22 protein-coding genes are annotated in these 26401 nt (G+C 73.8%); 8 read left to right on the top strand and 14 right to left on the bottom strand.

Annotation, left to right across the window (positions count from 1 at the left end; genetic code table 11):
- Positions 1-9: 9 nt before the first annotated feature.
- Complete coding sequence (locus CLV72_RS11245) at positions 10-501, bottom strand: GNAT family N-acetyltransferase (protein WP_106244392.1); 492 nt, start codon at positions 499-501, stop codon at positions 10-12.
- 28 nt (positions 502-529) lie between these two features.
- Positions 530-1156: a TetR/AcrR family transcriptional regulator gene (locus CLV72_RS11240; protein ID WP_245930105.1), complete on the bottom strand. Its 627-nt coding sequence runs from the start codon at positions 1154-1156 to the stop codon at positions 530-532.
- A gap of 67 nt (positions 1157-1223) precedes the next feature.
- Here CLV72_RS11240 and CLV72_RS11235 point away from each other — a divergent pair, with 67 nt between their 5' ends.
- Positions 1224-1658: a nuclear transport factor 2 family protein gene (locus CLV72_RS11235; protein ID WP_106244385.1), complete on the top strand. Its 435-nt coding sequence runs from the start codon at positions 1224-1226 to the stop codon at positions 1656-1658.
- A gap of 148 nt (positions 1659-1806) precedes the next feature.
- Entirely contained in the window at positions 1807-3231 is a 1425-nt protein-coding gene (locus tag CLV72_RS11230) for a cytochrome P450 (protein WP_106244382.1), read from the top strand.
- 236 nt (positions 3232-3467) lie between these two features.
- Here the strand turns inward: CLV72_RS11230 and CLV72_RS11225 are convergent, their stop codons facing one another.
- The 8 genes from CLV72_RS11225 to CLV72_RS11195 form a co-directional block, all read right to left on the bottom strand.
- Positions 3468-4568, bottom strand: a complete 1101-nt coding sequence (locus CLV72_RS11225; RefSeq protein WP_106244380.1) for a DUF2157 domain-containing protein — start codon at positions 4566-4568, stop codon at positions 3468-3470.
- A gap of 586 nt (positions 4569-5154) precedes the next feature.
- Positions 5155-6060 (bottom strand): MarR family winged helix-turn-helix transcriptional regulator, encoded by a 906-nt coding sequence (locus CLV72_RS11220; RefSeq protein ID WP_106244377.1) that lies wholly within the window; start codon positions 6058-6060, stop codon positions 5155-5157.
- A 9-nt stretch (positions 6061-6069) separates the two neighbouring features.
- The gene (locus CLV72_RS11215; protein WP_106244374.1) at positions 6070-7359 is read right to left on the bottom strand and encodes an MFS transporter; all 1290 of its coding nucleotides are present in this window, start codon (positions 7357-7359) and stop codon (positions 6070-6072) included.
- A gap of 589 nt (positions 7360-7948) precedes the next feature.
- Positions 7949-8380 (bottom strand): hypothetical protein, encoded by a 432-nt coding sequence (locus CLV72_RS32160; RefSeq protein ID WP_170140954.1) that lies wholly within the window; start codon positions 8378-8380, stop codon positions 7949-7951.
- Positions 8381-8420: 40 nt separating this feature from the next.
- Complete coding sequence (locus CLV72_RS11210; protein ID WP_106244372.1) at positions 8421-9218, bottom strand: carbohydrate ABC transporter permease; 798 nt, start codon at positions 9216-9218, stop codon at positions 8421-8423.
- The gene (locus CLV72_RS11205; RefSeq protein WP_106244370.1) at positions 9215-10201 is read right to left on the bottom strand and encodes a carbohydrate ABC transporter permease; all 987 of its coding nucleotides are present in this window, start codon (positions 10199-10201) and stop codon (positions 9215-9217) included. Before CLV72_RS11205 ends, CLV72_RS11210 begins: the two co-directional genes overlap by 4 nt.
- Positions 10188-11582, bottom strand: coding sequence for an ABC transporter substrate-binding protein (locus tag CLV72_RS11200; protein WP_106244368.1), 1395 nt, complete (start codon positions 11580-11582; stop codon positions 10188-10190). Before CLV72_RS11200 ends, CLV72_RS11205 begins: the two co-directional genes overlap by 14 nt.
- A gap of 34 nt (positions 11583-11616) precedes the next feature.
- Positions 11617-12801 (bottom strand): carbohydrate kinase family protein, encoded by a 1185-nt coding sequence (locus CLV72_RS11195; RefSeq protein ID WP_106244366.1) that lies wholly within the window; start codon positions 12799-12801, stop codon positions 11617-11619.
- 196 nt (positions 12802-12997) lie between these two features.
- Between CLV72_RS11195 and CLV72_RS11190 the strand changes: the two genes are divergently transcribed.
- Positions 12998-13753, top strand: coding sequence for a DeoR/GlpR family DNA-binding transcription regulator (locus CLV72_RS11190; RefSeq protein ID WP_106244364.1), 756 nt, complete (start codon positions 12998-13000; stop codon positions 13751-13753).
- Positions 13750-15129, top strand: coding sequence for a 6-phospho-beta-glucosidase (locus CLV72_RS11185; protein WP_106244361.1), 1380 nt, complete (start codon positions 13750-13752; stop codon positions 15127-15129). Before CLV72_RS11190 ends, CLV72_RS11185 begins: the two co-directional genes overlap by 4 nt.
- Before the next feature lie 619 nt (positions 15130-15748).
- Here CLV72_RS11185 and CLV72_RS11180 read toward each other — a convergent pair.
- The gene (locus tag CLV72_RS11180; protein ID WP_106244358.1) at positions 15749-16309 is read right to left on the bottom strand and encodes a TetR/AcrR family transcriptional regulator; all 561 of its coding nucleotides are present in this window, start codon (positions 16307-16309) and stop codon (positions 15749-15751) included.
- A 98-nt stretch (positions 16310-16407) separates the two neighbouring features.
- Between CLV72_RS11180 and CLV72_RS11175 the strand changes: the two genes are divergently transcribed.
- Positions 16408-17493: a saccharopine dehydrogenase family protein gene (locus tag CLV72_RS11175; protein WP_106245421.1), complete on the top strand. Its 1086-nt coding sequence runs from the start codon at positions 16408-16410 to the stop codon at positions 17491-17493.
- 84 nt (positions 17494-17577) lie between these two features.
- Here CLV72_RS11175 and CLV72_RS11170 read toward each other — a convergent pair whose 3' ends face one another.
- On the bottom strand, positions 17578-18384 hold the full coding sequence (locus CLV72_RS11170) for an NmrA family NAD(P)-binding protein (protein ID WP_106244355.1): 807 nt from the start codon (positions 18382-18384) through the stop codon (positions 17578-17580).
- Positions 18385-18638: 254 nt separating this feature from the next.
- Between CLV72_RS11170 and CLV72_RS11165 the strand changes: the two genes are divergently transcribed.
- Entirely contained in the window at positions 18639-20585 is a 1947-nt protein-coding gene (locus tag CLV72_RS11165; protein ID WP_211302813.1) for a LamG-like jellyroll fold domain-containing protein, read from the top strand.
- A 353-nt stretch (positions 20586-20938) separates the two neighbouring features.
- Here CLV72_RS11165 and CLV72_RS11160 read toward each other — a convergent pair whose 3' ends face one another.
- Positions 20939-21271 (bottom strand): MerR family transcriptional regulator, encoded by a 333-nt coding sequence (locus CLV72_RS11160; RefSeq protein ID WP_106244352.1) that lies wholly within the window; start codon positions 21269-21271, stop codon positions 20939-20941.
- A gap of 798 nt (positions 21272-22069) precedes the next feature.
- On the opposite strand from CLV72_RS11160, the gene CLV72_RS11155 reads away from it, so the two are divergent.
- Complete coding sequence (locus CLV72_RS11155; RefSeq protein WP_106244350.1) at positions 22070-22699, top strand: MBL fold metallo-hydrolase; 630 nt, start codon at positions 22070-22072, stop codon at positions 22697-22699.
- Positions 22700-23084: 385 nt separating this feature from the next.
- Positions 23085-23603 (top strand): GNAT family N-acetyltransferase, encoded by a 519-nt coding sequence (locus tag CLV72_RS11150; RefSeq protein WP_106244347.1) that lies wholly within the window; start codon positions 23085-23087, stop codon positions 23601-23603.
- A gap of 82 nt (positions 23604-23685) precedes the next feature.
- Here the strand turns inward: CLV72_RS11150 and CLV72_RS11145 are convergent, their stop codons facing one another.
- Positions 23686-26199 carry a DEAD/DEAH box helicase gene (locus CLV72_RS11145; protein WP_106244344.1) on the bottom strand — a complete coding sequence of 838 codons (2514 nt, stop codon included), beginning with the start codon at positions 26197-26199 and terminating at the stop codon, positions 23686-23688.
- Positions 26200-26401: the final 202 nt, after the last annotated feature.

Raw genomic sequence — 26401 nt, 5'->3', positions numbered from 1 at the left:
CGGGGCGGTTCACAGCCGCCGGTGCATGATGTGCAGGCCGACGAGGCCCAGCGCGGGGTGGCGGAAGCCCTCGGGGACCGTGCCGACCACGCTGAAGCCGAGTGAGCGGTACAGGCCGACGGCCCGGGTGTTGGCGGCGGACACCGCGTTGAACTGCATGGCCGTGTAGCCCTCGGCGCGGGCCCAGTCCAGGGCGTCGCGGCACAGCGCCCGGCCGACGCCCCGCCCGGCGTGCGCGGGGTCCACCATGAAGCTGGCGCTGGAGACGTGGGCGCCGGGCCCGCCCTGGTTGGGGTTCATCTTCGCGGACCCGAGCACGGTGGAGCCGTCGTCGGAGACGGCGACCGCGGTGCGGGCCGGGGCGTCGAGCATCCAGAGCCCGCGTCCCTCGTCGTAGCCGGTGGCCGGGTCGTAGCAGAAGGTGTCGGCGGCGGCGACGATCGACCGGAAGAACGGCCAGACGGCGGGCCAGTCGTCGGCGGTGGCGGTCCTGATGCGCATGCCGGACAGCCTGGCAGAGCGCGGCCGTTCAGCGCGCGGGCCGGCCGGCGGCCGGCCGCAGGCCGGCGAAGACGAGCTCCAGGGTGCGCGCGCGCAGGTCGGCGTCCCAGCCGCCGTGCAGCGCGCCCTGGCAGACGCCGGTGAGCAGCGCGGTCACCTCGTCCGGGCGCACCTGCGGACGGACCGCGCCCGCGCGCTGCGCGCGGTCGAGCAGGGCGGCGACGGAGGCGCCGAAGGCGTCGACGGAGCGGGTGAGCTGGATGTCGACGCCCGCGGCGGCCAGCGATTCGACCACGCCCCGCTTGGCCGCGGCCTGCTCGGCCATCCGGGTGAAGAAGGCGAACAGGGCGGTGGCGGGGTCGCCGCGCTCGACCAGTTCGTCGACCTCCGCGGCGAGCCGGCGCATCAGCTCCTTCATGATCGCGCCGAGAAGGGCGTCCTTGGTGGGGAAGTGCCGGAAGACGGTGCCGGCGGCGACGCCGGCCCGCCGGGCGACCTCCTCGGTGGAGGCGGCGGCGCCCCTCTCCTCGAACAGTTCCTCCGCCGCGGCCAGGATGCGCGCGCGGTTGCGCCGGGCGTCCGCACGCGGCGGGCGCGCGCCGTCGGGGCCTGCCGGGCCGGCCGGTGCCATCAGGGTGCCGCCCTTCGTTGACAAGATGAGTGGCGACTCATTATCGTCCAACATGAGTCGGAACTCATTTTACTTCGGACAGGAGTCCCCCATGCCGGCAGCCGCTTCCGCCGCGATCGCTCCGCGCGAGGTCTTCGAACGGCTCAGCCTCGCCCTCGTGGCGGGGACGACCGCCACCGACGCCGACCTGTGGGCGGAGGACGTGGTGGTCGAGACGCCGTTCGCGCCGCCGGGGCGGCCGCGCCGCATCGAGGGGCGCTCGGCCTTCCTCGCCTTCGCCGGCCCCTCGGCGCGGGCGCTGCCCGTGCGCTTCGACGAGTGCCGTCCGCGGGCCGTGCACGACACCGCCGACCCGGAGGTGATCGTGGTGGAGTACGAACTCGCCGGCACGGTCACCACCACGGGTCGGCGCGCCCGCGCGTCCTTCGTCGGCGTGCTGCGCGCCCGCGGCGGACGGGTGGCGGAGTGGCGCGAGTACCAGGACACCGCCGCGATGGCGGCCGCGCTCGGCGGTCACCCGTCGTGATCTCCCGCCCTGGCGACACGGCGTCCATGCCTGTTTCGCCGCCCGTTTCGGCCGCGCGAGCGGAAGACCAAGCAGAGAATAGTTCGTATACATATAGTTAACGGATTTCACCGCCACGGAGCGTCACGGCTGATTAGGCTCCCTGTACGTGACTGAGACCGAGCGCTCCGCGCGCGTCCCGCCGCCCGGTTGCCCACTGCACGGCCAGGCCGTCCCGATCCACGGCGGCGAGGCGCCGCACGACGCCCAGGCGCTGTGGGCGCGGCTGCGCGAGCGCTTCGGCCCGGTGGCACCCATCGAACTGGAGCCGGGCGTCGCCGTCTGGCTGCTGCTCGGCTACAACGAGAACCTCCAGGTGTGCACCAACCCGCTCACCTACTCGCGCGACTCCCGCCGCTGGCGGGAGATCCGCGAGGGGCGGATCGGACCCGAGTCGCCGTCGTACCCGATGTTCATGCACCGCCCCAACGCGCTGCACTCCGACGGCGAGGAGCACACCCGCTACCGGACCGCGATCATCCGCAGCCTGGACCGGATGGCGCAGTCGCGGCTGCGGCTGGACATCACCGAACTGGCCGAGGGGCTGATCGACGGCTTCGCCGCCGACGGAGAGGCCGACCTGGTCGGCCAGTACGCCTGGCAGCTGCCGCTGCTCGTGCTGAACCGGATGTTCGGCCAGCCCGACGACGAGGGCCACCGCTTGTGCGACCTCGTCGCCCAGGTGTGGGACACCACCGACGAGGCGGTGGACGCCAACGAGGAGCTGGTCGGCTACATGCTGGCCGCCATCGAGCGCAAGCGGCGCAGGCCCGGGCGCGACATCGTCTCGTGGATGCTCGCCGACGAGGTCGGCCTGCGCGAGGACGAACTGGTCCAGCAGATCATGCTGCTCGTCATGGCCGCGCACGACCCGACGACCAACCTGATCTCCAACGCGCTGCGCGTGCTGCTGACCGACCGCGGCCTGCGGTCGGCGCTGGCCAGCTCACAGGTGCAGATCGAGGACACCGTCGACCAGGTGCTGTGGATCGACCCGCCGGTGCAGATGCTGCCCGCCCGCTACGCCACCCGCGACCTCCAGCTGGGCGGCCGCGAGATCAGCGCGGGCGACGCCCTCATCATGGGCTACGCGGCCGCGCACAGCGATCCGGTGCTGATCAGGGACGACGGCAGCGGCCCCTACACCACTGTCAGCGCCAGTAGGGCGCACCTCGCCTTCGGCGTCGGCCCGCACCGCTGCCCGGCGCCGGCCCGCAACATCGCCCGGCGCATCACCACCGGCGGCATCGCCACCCTGGTGCACCGGCTGCCCGATATGCGGCTGTCCGTCGCCGAGAACGAGTTGCAGTGGCGCCCGTCGCTGTTCGCCCGCGGCCTGCAGGCGCTGCCGGTGCGCTTCGCCGCCCAGGACCCGCCCGACCTCCCGGGCGGCGACCTGTCCTGGCAGCCGACCGCCCGCAGCGTCTCATCCCCGGCCCCGGCGGGCTCCACGGCCGGCCGACCGCCCACCCCCGCCGGCACCGGCCCGTGGGCCGGGCTCAGCACACTGGCGGGGTGGCTGCGGGGGAGTTGAAGTGGGGGCGGGGCGGGCGGCCATGGGCTCGTCGGGCCGGGGCGGCCGTCGGATCGTCGCGGGGGAAGCCCCTTGGTCAATAGCGTTCCGCCGCGGCTTGTGCCGCACAAGGCCCAAAACGCGTCGCGGCGCACGCCGCGACACGGAAATCGGTCGACAGGGAAATCGTGGCGGGGCGGACCTCCGGGTGGACGGCCCCTCCCGGAGGCGGAGGCAGCTCGTCACGTGACGGAGCGTCAGGGCGATGGGGCGCCGTTCGGGGGACCGGCCGGAGGCGGTCCGCCGGGACCGCCGGGAGGCGGGGTGCCGTAGGGCGAGGCTCCCAGGGGCGGGCCGCCGGGGGCGGCGCCGTCCCCTGAGGGGCCGTCAGGGGGTGCGGCCGCGTTGCGGTGGACCGCGATGCCGATGCCGCTGGCGATCAGCAGCACGACCCCGGCCACCAGGAGGATCGCGGCGCCGCCGAGGGCGCCGCCGGTCCAGTCCCAGACGGCTTCGGGCGCGGCCACCGTGACGCCGACGACCCCGGCGACCAGCAGCACCCACCGGCGCTCGCGCCCGTACAGCAGCAGGCAGGCGGCGGCCACGGCGAAGGTGAGGGAGTAGGCCCACACCGACTCGCCCGCCAGATGCGACGCCTGGCCGCCCACCAGCGCGATCAGGGCGCCGATCCCCAGGCCGACGGAGCGGTTGGCCAGTACGCCGGTGAGCGCGACCGCGACCCATACCGCGCCGAGGGCGATCAGGGTGAGGCCGGTCTCCAGGCCGCTCCAGACCTCGGGCCGCAGCTCGTCCAGCAGCGACAGCGCGGCCGCCGCGCTCAGGTACCCGGCGACCAGCAGGCCGAAGGCCGTCGGCATCGCGGCGTAGCCCGCCACCGCGATGACCAGCCCCGCACTCGCGGACACCAGTCCCGAGTGCTCGCCGACGGCCACCCAGGCGGCCAGCGCGCCCGACAGGGCGGCGAGCGCCAGCAGCACCCCGGACACCCGCGCCCGGGTGCGGGTGGGCGCGCCCCGGCCGGTGACGAGCGCGACCGGACCACCGGCCGCCAGTGCGGCGGCCGCGGCCAGCGCCAGCGTGACGACGGCCAGGACCAGGACCTGGAGGGCCTGGCCGAAGTCCTCCCAGGCGACGGCGACCAGCGTGCCGGCACCCGCGATGACCAGGCCACCGCCCAAGTAGCCGAGGATCTCCGTCCACCGCACGCCGGTACCCGCGCTCTCGGCCGCCACCGCGGCGCGGACCGCGTCGGCCTGGCCGGGCGCGAGCGCCCCGGAGCCGACCAGGCCTCGCAGGGCCCGGTCCAGCGGCTCGGCGGAGCGTTCCCAGCGTGTCATCGCGCACCTCGCGTTCGTCCTTGGCCCGTCGGCCGCCCCCGGCGGGCCCCAGGGTGCCGTTCCCGCCCCCACCGAACGAAACCACGCGCCCCGCGCGCCCGTAGCCGACCCCGCCGACGTCGGCCACATGATTCCACACCCGCCGAGACCGCCCCGGCCGTCACAACGCCCGGCGCGCAAGCCCGAAACGCGCGGCTGTGGACGGTTCCGGGCCCGCGTGGGTGGTTGTGCACAGATTCCCGGTGGGCCCTGGCCTCGGGTCTTGACAGCCGGGAGGCTGGGGGCGCGGGCTTGCCTTGCTGGGGTGGTTTGCCCCCGGTCGGGCGGGGCTTGGGTGGGGCGTGGTCGGTCTCGCCAGTGCTGCGCGAGGGCACGCGGGCGTCGCTGCGGGAGCGGTTCCGGGCCGAGGTCCGCGGACTGCTGAGGCCGGACGGTCACCTGGTGTGCCGGATGGACATGCGGGTGGTGACGGCCCGACTCGGCGACTCGCGGACATGACGCCGCGTCGACAGGTGGCGTCTCACCCGTCCGAGCCGCGCGAAACGCCGCTGGAACGTCCGGCCGTCCATGCGGTGCCTCGTGCCGTTCAGGCGCTCGGTGCGGCGTCGGAGCCCAGCCGCTTCTCGAACCAGTGGTGGGCGAAGGGTTCGTCGTTGAAGGCGGGGACCTCGCGGTAGCCAGCCGAGCGGTAGAGGACGATCGCGCCGGTGAGGGCGCGGTTGGTCTCCAGGCGGAGCAGGCGGACGGTGTGGGAGGCGGCGTGCCGCTCCAGTTCGGTGAGGAGGCGGCGGCCGAGGCCGAGGCCGCGGACCTGGTGTGCGACCCACATGCGCTTGACCTCGGCGGTTCCGTCGCCGCGGAGCTTGAGGGCGCCGCAGCCGACGGGGTCGCCGTGGAGGGTGGCGACCAGCAGTAGTCCGGCCGGAGGGGTGAGTTCGTCGTCGGCGGCGGAGATGCTGCGGGCGGGGTCGAAGCCGTGCTCGAAGGTGGCGGCCAGTTCGGCGACGTAGGCGCGGACGCAGTGGCGGGCGTCGGGGTGGCGCGGGTCGGTGGGGGCGATCGCGACCATTGAGGCCAGCAGCAGCCGTTCGACCTCGTCCATCGCGGCGACGAGCCGCTCGCGCTGCCGTTCGTCCAGGGGGTCGAGGATCGAGGCGGCGGCGGCGTCGGAGCGCCGGTCCAGTTCCGCGCGTTCGGCCAGCCCGGCCGGGGTGAGGCGGGCCGTGCGGACCCGGCCGTCGGTGCCGTCGGGTTCGATGGTGACGAGGCCGTCGGCGCGCAGGGCGTTCAGCAGCCGGCTCAGGTAGCCGGAGTCCAGGCCGAGGCGCGAGCGCAGGGCGCGCAGTTCGCTGCCATCGGCGCCGAGCTCCCACAGCAGGCGCGCCTGCCCGAGCGGGCGCCCGCGCGCCAGGAAGGCGTCGTCGAGGGCGCCGATCCGCTGGGTGACCGTGCGGTTGAACCGCCGCACCCGCTCCACCCGGCCGATGTCCATTCTCTGACTTTAGTCAGACGATTGCGGTGCCGCCACCCCGGAACCGGGGCCGGGCACGGAGTCCGCACCGCCGGATCGGCTCCGGTGCTCGTCCTCGGGCCCGGAGCGGGGCAGCAGCAGCGGTGTCGCCAGGATGAGGAGGCCCGCGAGGGCGATCGCGGTACGGGCGTCGGTGAGCGCCGCCAGCAGCCCCCACAGGGCGGTCATGGCCGCGGTCGCCGCCTTGGAGCTGACCGACCACGCCGTCAGGACGCGGGCCACCCGGTCCGCCGGCACCAGGTCGAGCCGGTAACCGGCGGAGACCGGGTTGAAGACGCCGATGCAGAGGATCATCCCGAACTCCACGGCGATGACCAGCAGCAGTCCGGCGGGGCCGGGGCCGAGGAAGACCAGCCCGAGCAGCCAGCACGCACGCGACGCCCCGGCGACGAGCAGCACCCGGTGCCGTCCGAACCGGGCGACCAGCGGGCCGGCCAGCCGCGAGCCGATGAGTCCGGCGACGCACGGGATCGCGAAGGCGAGCCCGTACTCCCAGGGCGTGAATCCGAGCTCGTCGAGCATGAGGACGGCCAGCAGCGGCGAGGTGGCCATGATGAGCCCGTTGACCAGGACAGTGTTGCCGAACAGCGGGCGCAGCACCGGGTGCGCCAGGATGTACCGCCAGCCTTCGACCAGGTCGCGGGCGCGCATCCGCGGCGCGTCGGCGCGCACCGGGCGCGGCTCGCCTCGGCCGATCGCACGGATCCCGGCGGCCGACAGCAGGTAGCTGACCGCGTCGGCCACCACCGTCATGACCGGGCCGAACAGCCCGACCGCGAACCCGCCGAGCGGCGGTCCGAGCACCGCCGCCGTCCAGGTCGAGGACTCCAGGCGGCCGTTGGCGGCGACCAGGTCCGCCGGACGGACCAGCGCCTTCAGGCAGGCGCCGGTGGCCGCACCGAAGGTGATGTCGGCCGCGCCAGCGATGACCGACACCGCCAGTAGCTGCGCGAAGCCGAGCCGGTCGAAGGCGAAGGCGACGGGGATGCTCATCAGGGCGGCGAAGCGGACCAGGTCCATCGCGATCATCACCGACCGCTTGCGGCGGAACTCCACCCACGGCCCGAGCGGCACCGCCAGCGCCGCGCCCGCCGCCGGTCCCGCGGCGGCCAGCACGGACACCTCCACCGGCCCGGCCTGGAGCACGAAGATCGCGATCAGCGGGAAGGCGCCGAACGCGAGCCGGGTGCCGAAGGTGCTGACCGTGTAGGACGCCCACAGCCAGCCGAACTCGCGCCCCAGCCCCCGCCGGGCCCTCACGCGGCGCCTGCCGGCGCCTGTCTCGTCCTCATGTGTCCGACGTCCGCCGCCTCTCGGTGCCGCTCCGCGCTGGTCGGCGCCATCCAAGCGGGAAGGAGGCGGCCGATCAAGCGACCGGCGCGCACGGCCGGACGCGGCCACAGCTCGCGCCCCCGCCGCTTCCCGCCGACGCCGAGGCGCGGACCGCGGCAGCGCCCCACCCACGCCCCACCCGACCGGGGGCAAACCACCCCGGCAAAGGCAAAGCCGCGCCGCCAGGTTCGCGGTTGTCAAGACCCCGGGCCAGGCCGCGGCCGGAATCTGTGCATAACCGGCCGGTGGGGCGGCCGTCTGTCCACAGGTGCGTTCAGCGGGCTTGCGCTGCGCGGATGCCGGGCGTACGTGCACACCGCCGCGCGGAGACCGAAGGTACCTGCCCACCGCTGCGGACGCCGGGCGTACCTGCGGCACAGGACTCCGCCGCCGGGCCCGCTCGCGCCGGACGCCGGCGCCGGGGCGCACGGGGGTCGCGGTGCCGCCTTGCCCGCAGATCGACGTGCGGACGGGTCGCCCGCCCGGACCCTCGGTTCCAGGAGGCGGCCGGGACCGCTCACCCGGACAAGAAGCCGCGGGCGTGTACCAGGGCGTCGGTGACGCTTGGGGTGCCGGCCGGTTCGGGGAGGGGTGCGGGCGGGCCCACCCAGACGGTGCCGTCAGGATCGCGGCTCACCGGGTGGCGGGTCCAGGCGCCGGTGGTGCGGTCCCAGGTGACGGCGGTGCCGTCGGCGATCCAGGTGATGGCCACGGCCCCGGGCGGCACATTGGCCTCCTGGGCGAACAGGGCGGTCAGTTCGCGGAAGGCGGTGCCGGGGCGGTCGCCGAGCAGGCCGTCGGGGGGACCGGCCGCGGTGTGGGTCTCGGCCGACTCCATGCCGGTGCGGCCGTCGGGGCGCACGACGCGCGCGCCCACCCGGTACCGGCGGCCCTCGGCGGGCCACTCCCACTGCACGGCCGCGCCGGGCACGCACCATCGGACGATCACGAACGGCCCCGCTCCCGCCGGACGGCGCGCACCCGCGCCGCTACTCCTTGGTCGACCCCTCGATGATGCCCTGGATGAAGTGCCGCTGCAGGAAGAGGTAGAGCACCACCACGGGCAGCGCGACGATCACGGCCCCGGCGGCCAGCAGCGAGGTGGCCGACACGTACTGGCCGTCGAAGAAGGCCAGGCCGAGCGGCGCGGTGCGCAGCGACTCCGAGGTGACCATGACGAGCGGGATCATGAACTCGTTCCAGGTCCACATGAAGGTCAGCACCACCAGGGTGATGATCGCGGGCCGCCCCATCGGCACCAGCACCCGCCACAGCGTGCCCCAGTGCCCGGTGCCGTCGATGCGGGCGGCCTCGGCGACGCCGCGGGAGCTGGTCAGGAAGTAGGTGCGCATCCAGAAGGTGCCGAAGGCGACGGACTGGGCGAGCTGCGGCAGGATCAGCGCTGCGTAGGTGTCGGTCAGCCCGAGGTCGCGGAAGTCGTAGTAGAGCGGCACGACGACCGCCTCGGTCGGCACCATGATGCCGATCAGGATCAAGTAGAACAGCGCGGTGGAGCCGGGGAAGCGCATGGTGCCGAAGGCGTAGCCGCTCAGGATGGACAGCACGGTCGCGATCGCCACGGTGACCACGCTGACGATCAGCGACGACCGCAGGTAGCTGCCGAAGCGCCCCTGCTCCCAGGCGACGGCGAAGTTGCCGAGGCCGCCGGGCGCGTCGCTGCCGGGCTCCAGCGCGGTGCCGAGCATGGTGAACATGGGGTACAGCGCGAAGACCGCGAAGGCGATCAGGATGGTGTAGGTGAGCGCCCGCTCCCGCTGCGAGGTCATCGGGCCTCCCTCGTGCCGATCCGCGAGATGAGCAGGTTGAGCGCGAGGATGATCAGCGTCAGGGTGATGCCGACGGCCGCGGCCGAGCCCACCTCGCCCCGCTCGAAGGCCTGCCGGAAGACCTCCACCGCCGGGACGGTGGTGGAGTTGCCGGGGCCGCCGCTGGTGGTCAGGTACACCAGGTCGAAGGTGCGCAGCGCGTTGATGACGGTGAGGGTGAGCGCCACCACCATCTCGTTGCGCAGCGCGGGCATGGTGACGGTGGTGAACTCCCTGATGGGGCCGCCGCCGTCCACCCGCACCGCCTGGTACAGCTCGCCGGGGATCTTGCCGGTTCCGGCGAGGAAGAGCACGAAGCACAGGCCGGTGTTCACCCAGGTGCCGACGAGGCCGACGGCGGGCAGGGCGAGGGCGAAGTCGCCCAGCCAGGCCCTGGCCAGCTCCTCCAGGCCGACGAAGCGCAGCACCTGGTTGATCGGTCCGTCGCTGGCGTAGATGTCGCGCCAGGTCACCGCGACGACGGCGAGCGCCACCACCTGCGGCAGGAAGATCGCGGTGCGGAAGAAGGGCATGCCGCGCACCCGCGCCCGCGCCACGATCGCGGCCAGCACCATGCCGACGGCGACCGGGATGAGCGCGTAGAAGACGATCAGCACCGCGGTGTGGCCGAAGGCGGCGCGCAGCCCGGGGTCGGTGGCGATCTCGACGTAGTTGTCGAGCCCGGCCCAGGTGCCGACGGTGAGGCCGTCCCACTCGTACAGCGAGAGCATGAACGAGCGGCCGATCGGCACCAGCAGGAAGAGCGCGTAGACGATCAGCGCGGGGGCGATGTAGAGGTAGGCGGCCGAGGGGTGCGGTTCGCCCGGCGCCCGCCCGCGGCGGCGCGGCGGACGGCGCGGCCCCCGGCGCCCGGACGGGCCGGAGTCCCGCGAGGGCTCCGGCCCGCCGGCCGCGACGGCGGCCGTGGTGCTACTGCGCGACATTCTCTTGGTATTCCGTCTCCAGCGCGTCGAGGAACTCCTCGGGGGTGGCCTCGCCGCCCATCAGGCTCTGCACCTGCTGGGTGATCACGTCGTAGGAGTCGGGGGTGGCGTAGTCGAGGTAGGGCACCATGCCGCCGCCGGAGACGAGGCGGTCGTAGGTGTCGAAGACCTCGCGCTGGGCGCCCTCGGCCTCCTGGGCGGCCACGTCGGCGACCGGGAGGTTGCCGTGCTCGCTGATGACGGCCATGGCGTCGGTGCTGGTGATGAAGTCGATGTAGGCGGCGGCCGCGTCGGCGTTCTCGGAGCGCTGCGGGATCGCGAAGGGCAGGCTGGTGCCGCCGGTGGCGACCACGGTCTGCCCGTCGGCGCCGGGGAAGGCGGTGAAGCCGAGGGAGTCGCCCAGGGCGTCGGTCAGGTCGGCCAGTAGCCAGGTGCCGCCGATCAGGAAGACGCCCTCGCCCTCGCCGAAGGCCTGCCAGGCGGGGTCGGAGCCCACCCCGTTGAAGTCGGGGGTGAGGTAGCCGTCCTCGGCCCAGTCGACCAGGGCCTGCGCGGCCTGGGTGTTCTCGGGTGTGGCCCAGGAGGAGCCGGGGCGGCCGTAGCCGAGGTCGCGGATGGTCTCGGGGTCGACGTAGCGGCTCTGCGCGGCGCCGAGCATGTGGATGCCGGGCCACTGGTCGAGGTTGCCGAACTGGATCGGCAGCTCGCCCGCCTCCTCGGCGGCGACGACGGCGGCGTCGAACTCCTCCCAGGTGGTGGGCGCCTCCAGGTCGAGTTCGGCCAGCAGTTCGCGGTTGTAGTAGACGCCGACCATCTCGCCCATCTGGGCGGCGCCGTACACCGAGCCGTCGCCGAGGGTGGCGCCGTCGTCGGTGTAGCTGGCGTTGGCGAGGACGGACGCGTCGAAGCGCTCGGCCCAGCCGTAGGCCTCGGCGTAGGGGTCGAGGTTGCGCAGCAGGCCGGCCTCGACGTAGGAGCCCATGTCGGGGCGGCCGTTGCTGACCTGGACGACGTCGGGCGCCTCGTTGCCGGACAGGGCGAGCCGCAGGGTGGTGCGGAGGTCGTCGGTGGAGCGCGACACCCGGTTGATGGTGACGTTGGGGTAGGCCTCCTCGAAGGCCTGGTTCAGCTCCTCCAGCTGGTCGGCCTGGCCGCCGCGCACCTCCTGGTCCCAGACGGTCAGCTCGACCTCGCCGAGCGAGGCGACGTCGGTGTTGACGTCGACGGCCGGGGAGGCGTCGCCGCCGCCGGCGTCGTTGCCGGCGCCGGGGGTACACGCGGCCAGTGCCAGGGCGAGGAGACCGGCCGCTCCGGCGGCGCTAGCGCGGCCGGCTCTGCCGAGGATGGGGCGGCGGGGGGTCGCCCGCGGGTGATCGGTCATGCGTTGTGCACTCCAGACTGCTCACTGCGCGCCGTTAGCGCAGGCCGATGGTGGCGCTCGCCCTCCGCAGCTCCGTGGGGATCCACTGCGGCGGGATGAGGTCGGTGAGGAAGCCGTACCGCTCGATCAGCTGCGGGTCGCCGCCGCTGGGGGCGTTGACCCGGCCCCACCAGGCTGCCAGGTCGGCCCAGCCGGGGGCGGACAGGGAGCCGCCGGTGTGCTGGACGGAGAGCGCGGCGCAGAGGTTGGCGAAGCGCAGCCGCTGGGCGAGCGGCCAGCCGGCGAGGGTGCCGACGATGAAGGAGGCGCCGAAGACGTCGCCGGCCCCGGTGGTGTCGATGGCGTCGAGCACCAGGCCCTCCACCTCGGCGCTCTCGCCGGTGGTCTGGTCGACGGCGAGCGCGCCGCGCGGGCCGTCGGTGACGACGGCCACCGGGACCCGTTCGGCCAGCGCCGACAGGGCCGAGGCGGGACTGCCGGTGCGGGTGTAGGACATCGCCTCGATGGCGTTGGGCATGAAGGCGTGGCAGTGGCGCAGTTGGTCGAGGACGGCGGGCGACCACTCCTGGCTGTCGTCCCAGCCGACGTCGGCGAACAGGCGGGCGCCGCCCTCGGTCTGCCGGAGCGCCCACTCGGGCGCCTCGGTGGCGTCGAGGCTGACGAAGGCCGCCCTGGCCTGCGGGAGCGCGCGGGCGAGTCGGTCCACCGGGACCGGGGAGGGGTGCTCGTGGGTGACCATGCTGCGGTCGCCCCGGTAGGCGAGCGAGACCGTGAACGGGGAGTGCCAGTGCGGGATGCGCTCGGAGGCGCTGAGGTCGACGTACTCCTGCCGGCCGAGGGTCTCCCAGCAGAAGTCGCCGTAGACGTCCTCGCCGAAGGCGGCGGCGACCGCGGTGCGCAGCCCGAGGCGGGCGGCGGCGACGGCGAGGTTGGCGACGCCGCCGGGGCAGGAGCCCATGCCCTCGGCGCCCACCTCGGTGCCGCCGGCCGGGGGCGCGGCCAGGCCGGTGAGGACGATGTCGAAGAAGACGGTGCCGCTGAGCGCGAGGTCGATGGCCGGGCCCTCGGGTTCGCGGGCGGCGGCCAGCACGTCGTGCGGTTCGCCGACCAGCGGGGTGGACTCCAGCTTGGAGGTGCGCTCGTCGGTGGTGGGCCGGGAGGCCTCGCCGTCGGGCTGCTCCGGTCCGGCCTGACCCGGACGGTCGGTGTTCGCTGCCATGGCTGCTCCTTCCCGGCTCCACGAGTCGATGACGGACCTGGCCGTGCCCGGCCGGTGGTGACGCGACCCCGGACGTCCGCGATTACGGGTGACGGGCGCCCTGTCCGGCGCCCGCCATGATCAGTGTGGACCTTATGCGCAAGAATGACAAGAATCGATCACAAACTTGCGCGATTATGAATGGTACGGTTCATCCGTGTTGAGCACTCAGCGACGGGCCGAGCTCCTGCGGTTACTGACCACAGAGGGCACTCTCGGCGTCGCCGAGCTCGCCGACCGGCTCGGGGCGAGCGCGGCCACCATCCGCCGCGACCTGGCCGAGCTCGCCGAGCGCGGCAGCGTCATCCGCGAGCACGGCGGCGCCCGGGTGAACCCGGCGTCGGCGGAGCGCGCCTTCGGCGATGTGGCCGTGAACAACGCCGAGCTCAAGGACGCCGTGGCCGCGCGTGCCGCCGAGCTGGTCTGGGACGCGTCGGTGGTGCTGATCGACATCGGCACCACCACGGTACGTCTGGCCCGTGCGCTGCGCTGCCGCCCGCTGACCATCATCACCAGCAGCCTCGCGGTGTACCAGGAGCTGGCCAACGACACCGATGTCGAACTGGTCCTCCTCGGCGGCACCGTGCGGAAGAACTACCGCTCGATGGTGGGGTTCCTCACCCAGGACGCGCTCCGGCAGGTCCGGGCCGACCTGGCCTTCATCGGCACCAGCGGGGTGCGGTCCAACGGCGACGTTATGGACAGCACCACCGTGGAGATTCCGGTCAAGCGCGGCATGATGGCCGCCGCGCAGCGCACGGTGCTGCTGGCCGACAGCGGCAAGTTCCCCGGCGGCGGCATCGGGCGGGTCTGCGAGGCCGGGGAGCTCGACGGAGTGATCACCAATCGCGGCGCCGATCCGGCGACCCTGCAAGTCATGCGTGAGAAAGGCGTGGAGGTGCACCTAGCGTGAGGCTCACGATCCTCGGCGGGGGCGGGTTCCGGGTGCCGCTCGTCCACCAGGCCCTGCTCGACGACGCGCGCCGCGACGACGCGCCCATCACCGAAGTGGTGCTCTACGACCGCGACGAGGGGCGGCTGGCCGCCATCGGCGCCGTGCTCGACCGGCAGCGCGACGCGCACCGCGAGCGCTTCGGCGAGCCGCGGCTGGCGGTGCGGGCCGAGACCGAACTGGACGCGGCGCTGCGCGGCGCGGGCATGGTGTTCTCGGCGATCCGCGTCGGCGGGCTGCGCGGCAGGGTGCTGGACGAGGAGGTGGCGCTGGGCGCCGGGGTGCTCGGCCAGGAGACCGTCGGCGCCGGGGGGGTGAGCTACGGCCTGCGCACGGTGCCGGTGGCCGAGCGGATCGCGCGGCGGGTGGCGGAGCTGGCGCCCGACGCGTGGGTGGTGAACTTCACCAACCCGGCCGGGCTGGTCACCGAGGCGATGGCGGCGGTGCTCGGCGACCGGGTGGTGGGCATCTGCGACTCCCCCGTCGGCCTCGGCCGGCGGGCGGCGCGCGCTCTGGGCGCCGACCCGGAGCGGGTGCGCTTCGACTACGTGGGCCTCAACCACCTCGGCTGGCTGCGCGGCCTGCGGGTCGACGGGCGCGACCTGCTGCCCGAGCTGCTGGCCGACGAGGAGCGGCTGGGCTCCTTCGAGGAGGGCAAGCTCTTCGGCGCGGAGTGGCTGCGCACGATCGGCGCGCTGCCCAACGAGTACCTGCACTACTACTACCTGCGGCGCGAGGCGGTGCGGGCCGTCACCGAGTCGCGCGCCAGGGGCGGCACCCGGGGTCAGCAGCTGGTCGACCAGCAGCAGGGCTTCTACCGCGACGCGGCCGCCGACCCGCAGCGCTCGCTGGAGCTGTGGGACCGCACCCGGCTGGAGCGGGAGAGCACCTACATGGCCGACAACCGGCGGGTGGCCGGCGGCGTCGACCGCGACACCGCCGACCTGGACGGCGGCGGCTACGAGAAGGTGGCGCTGGCGGTGATGCGGGCGATCGCCCATGACGAGCCCGCCCGGCTGATCGTCAACGTGCGCAACCGCGGTGCCGTGCGCGAACTCGACGACGACGCCGTGGTGGAGGTGCCGTGCGTGGTCGACGCCGCGGGGGCGCGGCCGCTGGCGGTGTCGGCGCTGAGCGGTCACCAGGCGTCGCTGGTGCACGCGGTCAAGGGGGTGGAGCGCGACATCCTGGAGGCGGTGCGCACCGGTTCGCGCCGCCCCGCGCTGCGCGCCTTCGCCACCCACCCGCTGGTCGACTCCGTGCGCACCGCCCGCGAACTCCTCGACGGCTACCTGTCGGCCTTCCCCGAACTGGCCGAGACGCTGCCCCGGACCTGACGGGGGAGGATCCGAGCGCGTCTCGCGCCCCGGGACCCCGGCGCCCGGCCGTCCGGCCGCGCCGGGGTCCCCTCACTACCACCGCCATCCCCGCGAACGTAACCGCCCGCCCGAGTTATCCACAACTTGCACACACCACCCCAGAGTTATCCACAACCCCCTGGACGGGGGTGCGGGGGCGGCGCCGAGTGCGGAAGAATCGTTGTAGGGGTGCCCCCCAGGGCGGGCGGGGGAAGAAGATTCCGTTGGCTGCGGCGATCACGTGGAAGTGTCGCTGACATGCGGGTCCGCAGGGTTCTGGGGCTTGGGCCCGGGCGGTCGGCCCAGAGGTCGGTGACGGGTTCGGTGCGCGGGCGCGGTTCTTTCAGGTGGACGGCTCCGGCTGCACGGCCGCGCTGCGGCGGCCGGGTGCTCGCGGAGTTTATCCACAGGCGACGCCCGTTCGAACCGGGTTATCCACAGTCCGTACCCGGCGGAGCCGGGCGGCCGTCGCGGAGGTGCGCGTCAGGCCGTATGCGCTGAGCTGAGGATCCGGGATCCCGCACCGCCGGTGCGGGGATCCCGCATCGCGGGGCGGGCGGACGTCATGGTCAAGGGGCGTCCCGAGCCGGGCTCCGGCTCATTCGATGCTGGTCCGCAGCGCGTCGAGCGTCTCGCGGATCAGGTCCGACAGCGGCCGGTCGTCGTCGCGGGCGAGCCACTCGTCGACCGCCGTGTAGAGCACCGTGACGCTGGTCTCGGCCAGCAGGCGGGCCGGCAGCGCGCCGATGCCGCGCCGGACGAATCCGGTGCGGAGCGCCTCGCACAGCGCGGCGCGCTTGCGGAGGTCGCGCTCGCGCAGGGCGTCGTCGCGGGCGATGATGCCGCGGCGCTGCCTGATCTCGGCCCGCCGCCCCTCGAAGCGGGCCTCGGCGATGGCGCTGAGGCCGTCGCCGATCAGGGCGGCGGGCCCGTCGGACGCGGGAAGCTCCACCAGCAGCTCGGCGGCGCGTTCGTACATCTCCTCCCCGCCGAAGATGACCTCGCGCTTGTCGCGGAAGTGCCGGAAGAAGGTGCGCGTCGTGAGCCCGGCCCTGGCAGTGATCTCGGGAACGGTCGTGGCCGAGAAGCCCTTCTCGGCGAAGAGTTCGAGCGCCGCCTGCTCCAAGCGGTGCCGCGCGTTCGGCTGCCATCTGCTCACCCCGCCAGATTACGTGATGACACTCCATGTCATCAGCTCGTATAGTAATGACATGAAGTGTCATCAGACTGGCCCACGCACCCGGAGCGGTGATCGCGATGGAAGATGAGATCTGGATACTCGGCGGCACGGGCCGCAGCGGCCGGGCGATCGCCGCCGAACTGGCCGCACGGGGGCGGCCGCCGGTCCTGGTGGGCCGGAATGCCGAGCGGCTGGCCGCGGAAGCGGCGCGGTCCGGCGGCGGCCGCACCATCGCCGTGGACTCCCTCCCGGCCATGGCGACGGAGATCACCCGCCAAGGGCCCGCCGTGGTGATCAACACGGTCGGCCCCTTCGCCGCCACGGCGCTGCCGATCATCAGGGCGTGCCTTCCGGCGAGCCACTACATCGACCTCGCCAATGACGTCGGCTCCGTCGCGGCCACCCTGGCCGGCCACGACCAGGCCGCGGCGGCGGGCCGGACGGTCGTCACCGCGGCGGGTTTCGGGGCGACCGCGGCCGAGAGCATCGTGCTCAGGCTGAGGGCGGACCGGCCGGACGCGGCCAAGGTCCGTGTCGACGTCGTCCCGTCCTTCGGCGTGGAGAAAGGGGTCATGGGCGAAGCCCTGGCCGCCAGCATCCTCGACGGACTGCCCGGTGTCGAAGGAGGACGCCGCTACCAGGGCCGTCGGATCGAGAACGGCCGCCTGGTGCCCGCGCGCATCGGAGCGGACGCCGCACCGCTCACGCTGCCGGACGGCACCCGGGTCACCACGGCCGGCTGGCCCTCCGGCGAACTGCTCGCGGCGCAGCGCGCGAGCGGAGCCCCGTCCGTCATCGCCGCCTCCAGCGAGCTGCCGACCTCTCCTCTGACCCGCGCGCTGATGCCCGTCGCCATGTCGCTGCTGGAGATCACCCCCATCCGGGCCTTCGCCACCCGCCGCCTCGCCGAGGTCTCGTTCGAGGCGCGGGAGCGGCCGCGCGAGTTCTCCTGGGCGCACGCCCTGCTGGAGTGGCCCGACGGCACCCGCCGCGCGGGCTGGCTCCGCGTCGGCGACGCCCAGGCGTACACGGGCGCCGTCCCCGCCGAGGTCGCCGTGCGCCTCGCGGCCGGCGGGGCACCGGCCGGCGCCCACACGCCGGCGGTGCTGTTCGGGCCGGGGCTGGCCGAAGCGTGCGGCGGCACCTACATCGTCGGCGACTGACGCCCGCGGCACCTGGCGGAACGGCGATCGGGCGACCGCGACCCGCGGCCGGGCCGGCGTTCCGCCCGGCCCGCCGCCACGGCCCTAGAAGCGCTCCGCGTGCTCCGCCGCCCACTGGGCGAAGGTGCGCGCCGGACGGCCGGTCAGCCGCTCGACCGCCGGGTCGACGGTGGTGGCGGCGGCGTTGGGCTCGGCGTACCAGTCGATGACGAACTCGGCGTCCGCCCGGGACACCCCGGTGGCCATCAGCCGCTCGACGGCCTGTTCATGGGTGATCGGCACGAAGGCGATGTCGCGGCCGGTCGCCTTGGACAGGATCGCGAGGCGTTCGCTCAGGGTCAGCGTCTCGGGGCCGGTGAGATTGTAGGAGCGCCCGGCGTGGCCGTCGTCGAGCAGCGCGATCGCCGCCACCGCGGCGATGTCGGCCTCGTGCACGATCGCGCTGGGGGAGTCGTAGGGCTCGCGCACCACGCCCTCGGCGCGGATGGAGTCGACCCAGGTGAGCGCGTTGGCCATGAACTCCTGCGGTTCCAGGACCGTCCACTCCGTCCCCGAGCCGGCGACGGCCCGCTCGGTCGGGCCGGTCTCACCGCCCCACACCGCGGTCATCCGCCGCACGCCCGCGTCGACCGCCCGGCGCACCAGTTCGGGGCCGGCCTCGGCGAGGCCCGGCGTCACGGTGATGTGCAGGCGGTCGGCGCCGTCGAGGGCGGCGCCGAGTTCCGCCGGCGCCGTGTGCGTGCCGGCGACGAGGTCCACCCCGGCCGGCAGCAGCTCCGCGGCCGCGGCCGGATTCCGGGTCAGCGCCCGGACGCGTTCTCCTCGGCGGACAAGCTCCGCCACCACGTGCCGGCCGGTGTTCCCGGTGGCACCCGTTACCAGTGTCGTCACGGCCGGACCCCTTTCGTTTCGGAAAGGCTAGAAGCTCAAGCTTGCTTGAGGTCAATGGGCGGGCGAACGCATCACCCCGGGGTGGTTTCACGAGAAACAGGACCGCCGGGCATCATGGCGCGGCGGGGAAGGTAAGCAAGATCGCTAACGGCGGGTCGACTACTGGACGCCGATCGGACATACGGCACTGATCGGATGCGCTGGTGGAGGCCGGTCGAGGGGACCGGCCCGCGAAGCCCGTGAGGTGGTCAGCCGTGCCCGAGTCCTCCCGCGAACCCGATCGGCCCGTCGCCGGCGCCGACACCGCCGGCGACGCCCCCGGCGCCGGCGGGCTGGCCCGGCGCCACCTGCTGATGGGGGCGCTGGCCGCGCCCGCGGCGCTGGCGGTGCCGTCGATCGTCGCCGCTCCCGCGCAGGCCGCCGCCGCGCCGCGCACCGCCCCGGTGGTGCCGCCGCGGTCGGGCGAATTCGACCCGGAGAGCCCCCGGTTCTGCCTGGCGGTGGTGCCCGACACCCAGTACCTGTTCGACGAGGACAGCTCCGACCCCGAACCGCTCAACGCCACCTTCCGGTACCTCACCGAGCAGCGGGGCGTGGCCAATGTCGCCTTCATGGCGCACCTGGGCGACATCACCGAGCACGGCAGCGAGCACGAGATCGGCCTGGCGGACCAGGCATTCACCGCCGTGGACGGCGTGCTGCCGTACAGCGTGCTGGCGGGCAACCACGACGTGCCGGGTTCGACCGACGACCAGCGCGGCGACACCCCCTACCTGCGCGCCTTCGGCCCCGACCGCTTCGCCGGCCGCGAGACCTTCGGCGGCGCCTCACCCGACGGGTACAACAGCTACCACGTGTTCCGCGCGGCCGGCCGCGAATGGCTGCTGCTCGCGCTGGACTGGCGGGTGTCGGACGCGGGCATCGCCTGGGCGCAGGGGGTGATCGACGGCCACTCGCGGCTGCCCGTCATCCTCACCACCCATGACCTGGCGCACGCCGACGACGATGGCGCCGCGAGCCTGTCCGGCCACGGGCAGCGGCTGTGGGACCGGCTGGTCCGCCGCAACGACCAGGTGTTCCTCACCATCAGCGGGCACTACTGGCCGCCGGGGCGCACCGTGCTGACCAACGACGCGGGCAACGATGTCCACGTGCACATCACCAACTACCAGGACCGCTACTACGGCGGCGCGGCCATGATCCGGCTGTACCAGTTCGACCTGGCGCGCGGCGTCGTCGACGTGGAGACCTTCGCGCCGTGGTTCCTGCTCCGCGAGGCCGGGGAGCGGCCGCTGCTGGGCGCCGAGATGATCGAGCTGACCGGGGACGTGGACCGGTTCAGCGTGCCGCTGGACACCGAGCGGCGCTTCGCCGGCTTCGCGCCGGTGGAGGAGCCGGCGTCGCGTCCGTACCGGCGGGTGGTCACCCGCGACACGCTCGCGTACTGGCGCTTCGACTCCTCGGGGCTGCGCGGCGCGGCCCGGGAGGGGGAGGCGGTGCAGGAGGGCGCGGTGGCGCGCGACCTGTCCGGCCACGGCAACGACCTGGTGATGCGGCGGCTGCACGGCAGCGCCGCCGAGGTGCTGACCCGCTCCGCCGACCACCACAGGTACGCGCCCGCGCACGCCAGCCTGCGCTTCGACGGCGGCCAGGGCCCGGACCGGGGCGCGATCCTGGAGGCCGTCGCGGACGCGCCGATCAACTCGGAGAAGTTCCTGGGCGGCTACACCTTCGAGGTGTTCATCCGGCTGCCGGACCCGTTCGAGGGCGAGCACGCGTGGATGGGGATCTTCAGCTGGCAGGGCCGCAGCGGCGACGCGGGCAAGACCACGGGCTGGTCGCCGCTGGAGCCGACGTGCAGCCTCAACGTCTCCCCTGAGCGCTTCCTCCAGTACGTCGTGTACCCGCACGTCCAGGACGCCGACCCCACCTCGTGGAGCCACGCGCTGCCGGTCGGCCGCTGGTTCCACGTCGCCGTGGTCAACGACGGCCGGCGCAGCATCGTGTACGTGGAGGGTTCGCCGATCGCCCGCAACCCCACCCAGCGGTCGACCGGGGTCGCCACCCTCGGCCGCCCGTTCACGCTGGGCGCCACCGGCTTCGACAACGCCTTCGGCCAGGGCTTCTACGGCTGGCTCGGCGACGTCCGGATCACCGGCCGCGCACTGGAGGCGTCGGAGTTCATGACCGCGTTCGAGTGAGGCGGCCGGTCGGCCGAACGGCGGAACCCGGCCGGTCGGCCGACCGCCGTACCGCCTGAGGTTCCCGGTTGCGGCCGCGGCCGGTCGTCCACAGCGGCGCTTCGATGCGGCCCGGGTTGTCCACAGCCGGGGAAGTCCCCGTCGCGCGGCGCACGGTGCGATGGAAGGCTGGGAATCGGGGGGTTCCCCCACCCTTGGGGGAACCCCCCGATTCCATCATCTCGCGGATCGACGTCCCGGGAACAGTGCGTGCGGGCGGCTTGGGGATGACCGCGGCCCGCGCCGTGGGCGCTTGTGGACGGCCGTTCCCCGGTCCGGCTTCCCGGAGGGACGGGGTCCTTCGGGGCGGTCCGTCACTGCTGCTGCGGTGGGGGGTTCGCGGCGGCGCGCAGTTGCTCGTTGATCCTTCGGGCCTCTTCGAGCTGGTCCTCCAGGATGATGATCCTGCAGGCCGCCTCGATGGGGGTGCCCTGGTCGACCAGGTCGCGGGCGCGGGCGGCGATGCGGAGCTGGTAGCGGGAGTAGCGGCGGTGCCCGCCGGGCGAGCGCAGCGGGGTGATCAGCTGGGCCTCGCCGAGTGCGCGCAGGAAGGCCGGCGTGGTGCCGATCATCTCCGCCGCGCGGCCCATGGTGTACGCGGGATAGTCGTCATCGTCGAGCCGGTCGCTCGTCGCGGGTCGGGGCACCGCACCTCTTCCTTCTCACCTCTGGAGACACGCCGAGGGCCCCGGCGCCATATGGCGCCGGGGCCCGAGAGTTTCAATACCATCTACCGGCCGTGGCCGGCCTTCCGCTACCCGATGTACAAGGACGGGATCGCGGGGATCGCGGATATGTGACCGTGGACCACCCTCTTCCAAACCGGGGCCTGCGGTACCCGAGCGACAGACTCCGCCCGGGCGATCCTGATGGCATCGACTCCTCTCGATCTCACTACTCGAACCACTTCTCTACCACCGGCTCCCGGCACCGTCGTGCACTGCGCGCCGGTCGAGCCGTCCTGCTCCGGTCTCCCCGTGGTGGCGGAGCCCGGTCCTGCGATCCATACCGGCTCCCGGCACGCTGTCCTGCGTGGCGCGCCGGTCGAGCCCTGCCGCGTGGTGCTGCGGTCTCCCCCGTGCGGGCGGGAGGCCGGTGCGGCAAATTACGGTACTGCCGGCTCCCGACGCGCTCCAGCACTCGTGCGTCGGTCGAGCCTTCCTACGCTCCGCCGACGTCTCCGGCGGTCCCTCATTCATCTCTGCGGTTACGACAGAAAAATTAGCACCACTGAAGCCGAATGTCTACTTCGGCCGCTGTAGATTTGCGCGTGTTCCGGAAACAGGTTCTCCAGGTGCCGCGACCGTGCCGCGTCCGGCGGCACGCTGGTCGCGGCCGTCGCACGTCGCGGTGGGCCGCAGTGCGCCTCCGGCCCCTATAGTTCCGCTGGACGGCCCGCGCCGGCGGGCGGCGGCGTACGACGACAGGCGGATGGAGGCCGACGCGTGGGCGTTCGGATCGAGCGGGTGGTCACCTCGGGCAGCTTCGAGCTGGACGGCGGGAGCTGGGAGGTCGACAACAACGTGTGGATCGTCGGCGACGACGCCGAGGCGGTGGTGATCGACGCGGCGCACGACGCCTCGGCGATCGAATCGGCGCTCGGCGGGCGCCGGCTGCGCGCGATCCTGTGCACGCACTCCCACAACGACCACATCAACGCCGCCGCCGAACTCGGCCGCCGAACCGGGGCGCCGGTGCTGGCGCACCCCGGCGACGAGGTGCTGTGGCGGATGGTCTACCCCGACCGCGAGCCCGACGGCCCGCTCGCCGACGGCGACACGCTGGCGGTCGGCGGCGCCGAGCTGCGGGTGCTGCACACCCCGGGCCACGCCCCGGGCGCGGTCTGCTTCCACGCGCCCGCCCTCGGCACCGTGTTCACCGGCGACACCCTGTTCTCCGGCGGTCCGGGCGCCACCGGCCGCTCGCACTCCGACTTCGGCACGATCATCGCCTCCATCCGCGACCGGCTGCTCGTCCTGCCCGGAGAGACGGTCGTGCACACCGGCCACGGCGACGACACCACCATCGGCGCCGAGGCGCCGCACCTGGACGAGTGGATCGCGCGCGGGCACTGACGGACCACGGAAGACCGCCGCGCGGCGCCAGGCTCCGACGCGTCCCGGGGCCGGACGGCGTCGGCGTCCGCCCCGCTCCGGTCCGCACGCCCGCACATCGGCCGCCACCCCGTCTCGCATGGTCGGCCCGGCCGAGGTGATGCCGCCATGATGAGCCTTCGCTGGACCGCCCGGTCCTGCCCGCCCGCGCTGGACGCGCCGAGGCGGCCGTGCCCTGGCGGCCGCCGCAGCGCAGGCATCGCCGCCGGAGCATCCGGCCCTGCTCCGCTGAAGGTCGGGCACGCCGAGGCGACGGCGCCGTGACCGCCGCCACAGCGCGGCCCATCGGCGCCGAGCGCTCGGCCCCGCACCCGCCCTGTGCCCAGCGCCCCGGAGAGAAGGCGCCATGACGGCCATCACGGCACAGCCCATCGCGACCGAGCGCCTGGACCTGCTCCCGCTGGAGGTCGGGCACGCCGAGGAGATGGCGGCGGTGCTCTCCGACCCGGCCCTGCACAGCTTCATCGGCGGCGGCCCGGACGACGTGCAGGCGCTGCGCTCGCGCTACCGGCGGCTGGCCGCGGGCTCCCCCGACCCGGCCGTCGGCTGGCTGAACTGGGTCGTCCGGCTGCGCGCCGGCGGCCGCCTGACGGGAACCGTCCAGGCGACGGTCAGCCCCTCGGCGCACGGACCGGTCGCCGAGGTCGCCTGGGTGGTGGGCACTCCCTGGCAGCGGCGCGGCATCGCCTCCGAGGCGGCCGCAGCGCTCGTGGGCTGGCTCGACCGCGGCGGTGTGCGCACCGTCGTCGCCCGCATCCACCCCGAGCACAGCGCGTCGGCCGCCGTCGCCTGCGCCGCCGGGCTCAGCCCCACCGGCGAATGGCACGACGGCGAGCGCACCTGGCGGCGGACGCCCGAGGGCTGAGCCGCGGGCGGGCCGGGTCCGCTTGTCGCCTTCCCGCCTTGTCCCCTTGTCGCCTCGCCCGCACCCCGGCGCGGCCGGCCGGCTACAGCCGGTCGACCGCCAGCAGGCGGACCACCGCGCGGCCGGCGTCGTCGGAGGCGGGGAGGTCGATCTCGGCGCTGATGCCCCAGTCGTGGTCGCCGGCCGGGTCGTCGAAGACCTGGCGGACCCGCCACCGGCCGGGCTCCTCGTCGACCAGCAGCAGCGCGGGTCCGCGGGCGTCGGGGCCGGTGCCGATGCGGTCGTGCTCGGCGTAGTAGCCGTCCAGGGCCTTGGCCCACCGCTCGGCGTCCCAGCCGGACTCGGCGTCCAGCTCGCCCAGTTCGTCGTGGCGGCGCAGCGCGGCCAGTTCGACCCGGCGGAACAGGGCGTTGCGGACCAGCACCCGGAAGGCCCGCGCGTTGGCGGTGACGGGCTTGGGTCGGTCCTCGCCCTGCACCGGGGCGTCGGTGCGCTCGGTGGGGTTCTGCAGCTGCTCCCATTCGTCGAGCAGGCTGGAGTCGACCTGCCGGACCAGTTCGCCGAGCCACTCGATGAGGTCGCGCAGGTCGTCGGTCTTGACGTCCTCGGGCACCGTCTGGTTCAGCGCCTTGTACGCCCCGGCGAGGTAGCGCAGCACCAGCCCCTCGCCGCGCGCCAGCTCGTAGTGGCCGACGTACTCCACGAAGGTCATCGCCCGCTCGTAGAGGTCGCGGGCGACGGACTTGGGCCGCAGCGGGTGGTCGCTGACCCACGGGTGGCCGCGGCGGTAGATGTTGTACGTGGCGTACAGCAGCTCTTCCAGCGGCTTGGGGTAGGTGATGTCGGCCAGCCGCTCCATCCGCTCCTCGTACTCGATGCCGTCGGCCTTCATCTGCTCGATGGCCGCGGCGCGCGCCTTGTTCTGCTGGGAGGCGAGGATCTGGCGGGGGTCGTCCAGGGTGGCCTCGACCACGGACAGGACGTCGAGCGCGTAGTCGGGCGAGGCGGGGTCGAGCACTTCGAAGGCGGCCAGCGCAAAGGTGGACAGCGGCTGGTTGAGCGCGAAGTCGGCCTGGAGGTCGACGGTGAGGCGGGCCCGCCGCCCCTCGGCGTCGGGCGTCTCCAGCTGCTCGACCACGCCGCCGGCCAGCAGCGAGCGGTAGATGGCGATGGCCTGCCTGATGTGCCGGAACTGGGCCTTGCGGTCTTCGTGGTTGTCGGTGAGCAGGTGGCGCATGGCGGCGAAGGCGTCGCCGGGGCGGCCGATGACGCTCAGCAGCATGGCGTGGCTGACCTGGAAGCGGGAGGTGAGCGGCTCGGGCTCGGCGGCGATCAGCCGCTCGAACGTGGCCTTGTCCCAGGAGACGAAGCCCTCGGGCGCCTTCTTGCGCACGACCTTGCGCCGCTTCTTGGGGTCGTCGCCCGCCTTGGCCAGGGCCTTCTCGTTCTCGACGACGTGCTCGGGCGCCTGCACCACGACATTGCCGGCGGTGTCGTATCCGGCGCGGCCGGCCCGGCCGGCGATCTGGTGGAACTCGCGGGCGGACAGGTGGCGGGTGCGGGTGCCGTCGTACTTCGACAGCGCCGTGAACAGCACGGTGCGGATCGGCACGTTCACGCCGACGCCGAGGGTGTCGGTGCCGCAGATGACCTTGAGCAGCCCGGCCTGGGCCAGCCGCTCGACCAGGCGGCGGTACTTGGGCAGCATGCCGGCGTGGTGCACGCCGATGCCGTGGCGGACGTAGCGCGACAGGTTGCGGCCGAAGCGGGTGGTGAAGCGGAAGTTGCCGATCTCGGCCGCGATGGCGTCCTTCTCGGCCCGGCTGCAGACGTTGATGCTCATCAGCGACTGGGCGCGCTCGACCGCCGCCGCCTGAGTGAAGTGCACGATGTAGATCGGCGCCTGCTGGGTGCCGAGCAGCTCCTCCAGGGTGACGTGCAGGGGGGTGGACCGGTAGGAGTAGTACAGCGGCACCGGGCGGGTGGCCGAGCGCACCAGGGTGGTGGTGCGGCCGGTGCGGCGGGTGAGGTCTTTTTCGAAGCGGGTGACGTCGCCGAGGGTGGCGGACATGAGCACGAACTGCACGTGGGGCAGTTCGATGAGCGGCACCTGCCAGGCCCAGCCGCGGTCGGGCTCGGCGTAGAAGTGGAACTCGTCCATGACGACCTGGCCGATGTCGGCCTCGGCGCCGTCGCGCAGCGCGATGTTGGCCAGCACCTCGGCGGTGCAGCAGATGATGGGCGCGCCGGGGTTCACGCTGGCGTCGCCGGTCATCATGCCGACGTTGTGGCTGCCGAAGACGGCGCACAGGTCGAAGAACTTCTCCGAGACGAGGGCCTTGATCGGCGCGGTGTAGAAGCTGCGCTCGCCCCTGGCCAGCGAGGTGAAGTGCGCGCCCGCCGCGACGAGGCTCTTGCCCGAGCCGGTGGGGGTGCTCAGGATGACGTTGCTGCCGGAGACGACCTCGATCAGCGCCTCCTCCTGGGCCGGGTAGAGCGTGAGGCCGCGCTCTTCCGCCCACGTCGCGAAGGTCGTGAACAGGAGGTCGGGATCGGCTTCCGCCGGCAGCAGGTCGTTGAGGCTCACACCTCCCATAGTGCACGGCCGCGCGGGGTCCTCCGGTCGGCGGGCGGCTTTGTCCACAGCCTCCGGGGACGGGCGGGCGGTTGTCCACAGGCGCGGGAATCGCGCTGGTGCGCGGGCGGCGGGGCGCGGGAGAATGGATGTGGGGTCGCCCCCCTGGGAGGGCGGGGGTTGGGTGGAGCCGGGGAGCCGGGGCGGACCGGCCGCGCGGGGT

The sequence above is a fragment of the Allonocardiopsis opalescens genome (assembly GCF_003002095.1).
Classification (GTDB): Bacteria; Actinomycetota; Actinomycetes; order Streptosporangiales; family Streptosporangiaceae; genus Allonocardiopsis; species Allonocardiopsis opalescens.
This window is presented reverse-complemented; position numbering and strand designations above follow the sequence as displayed.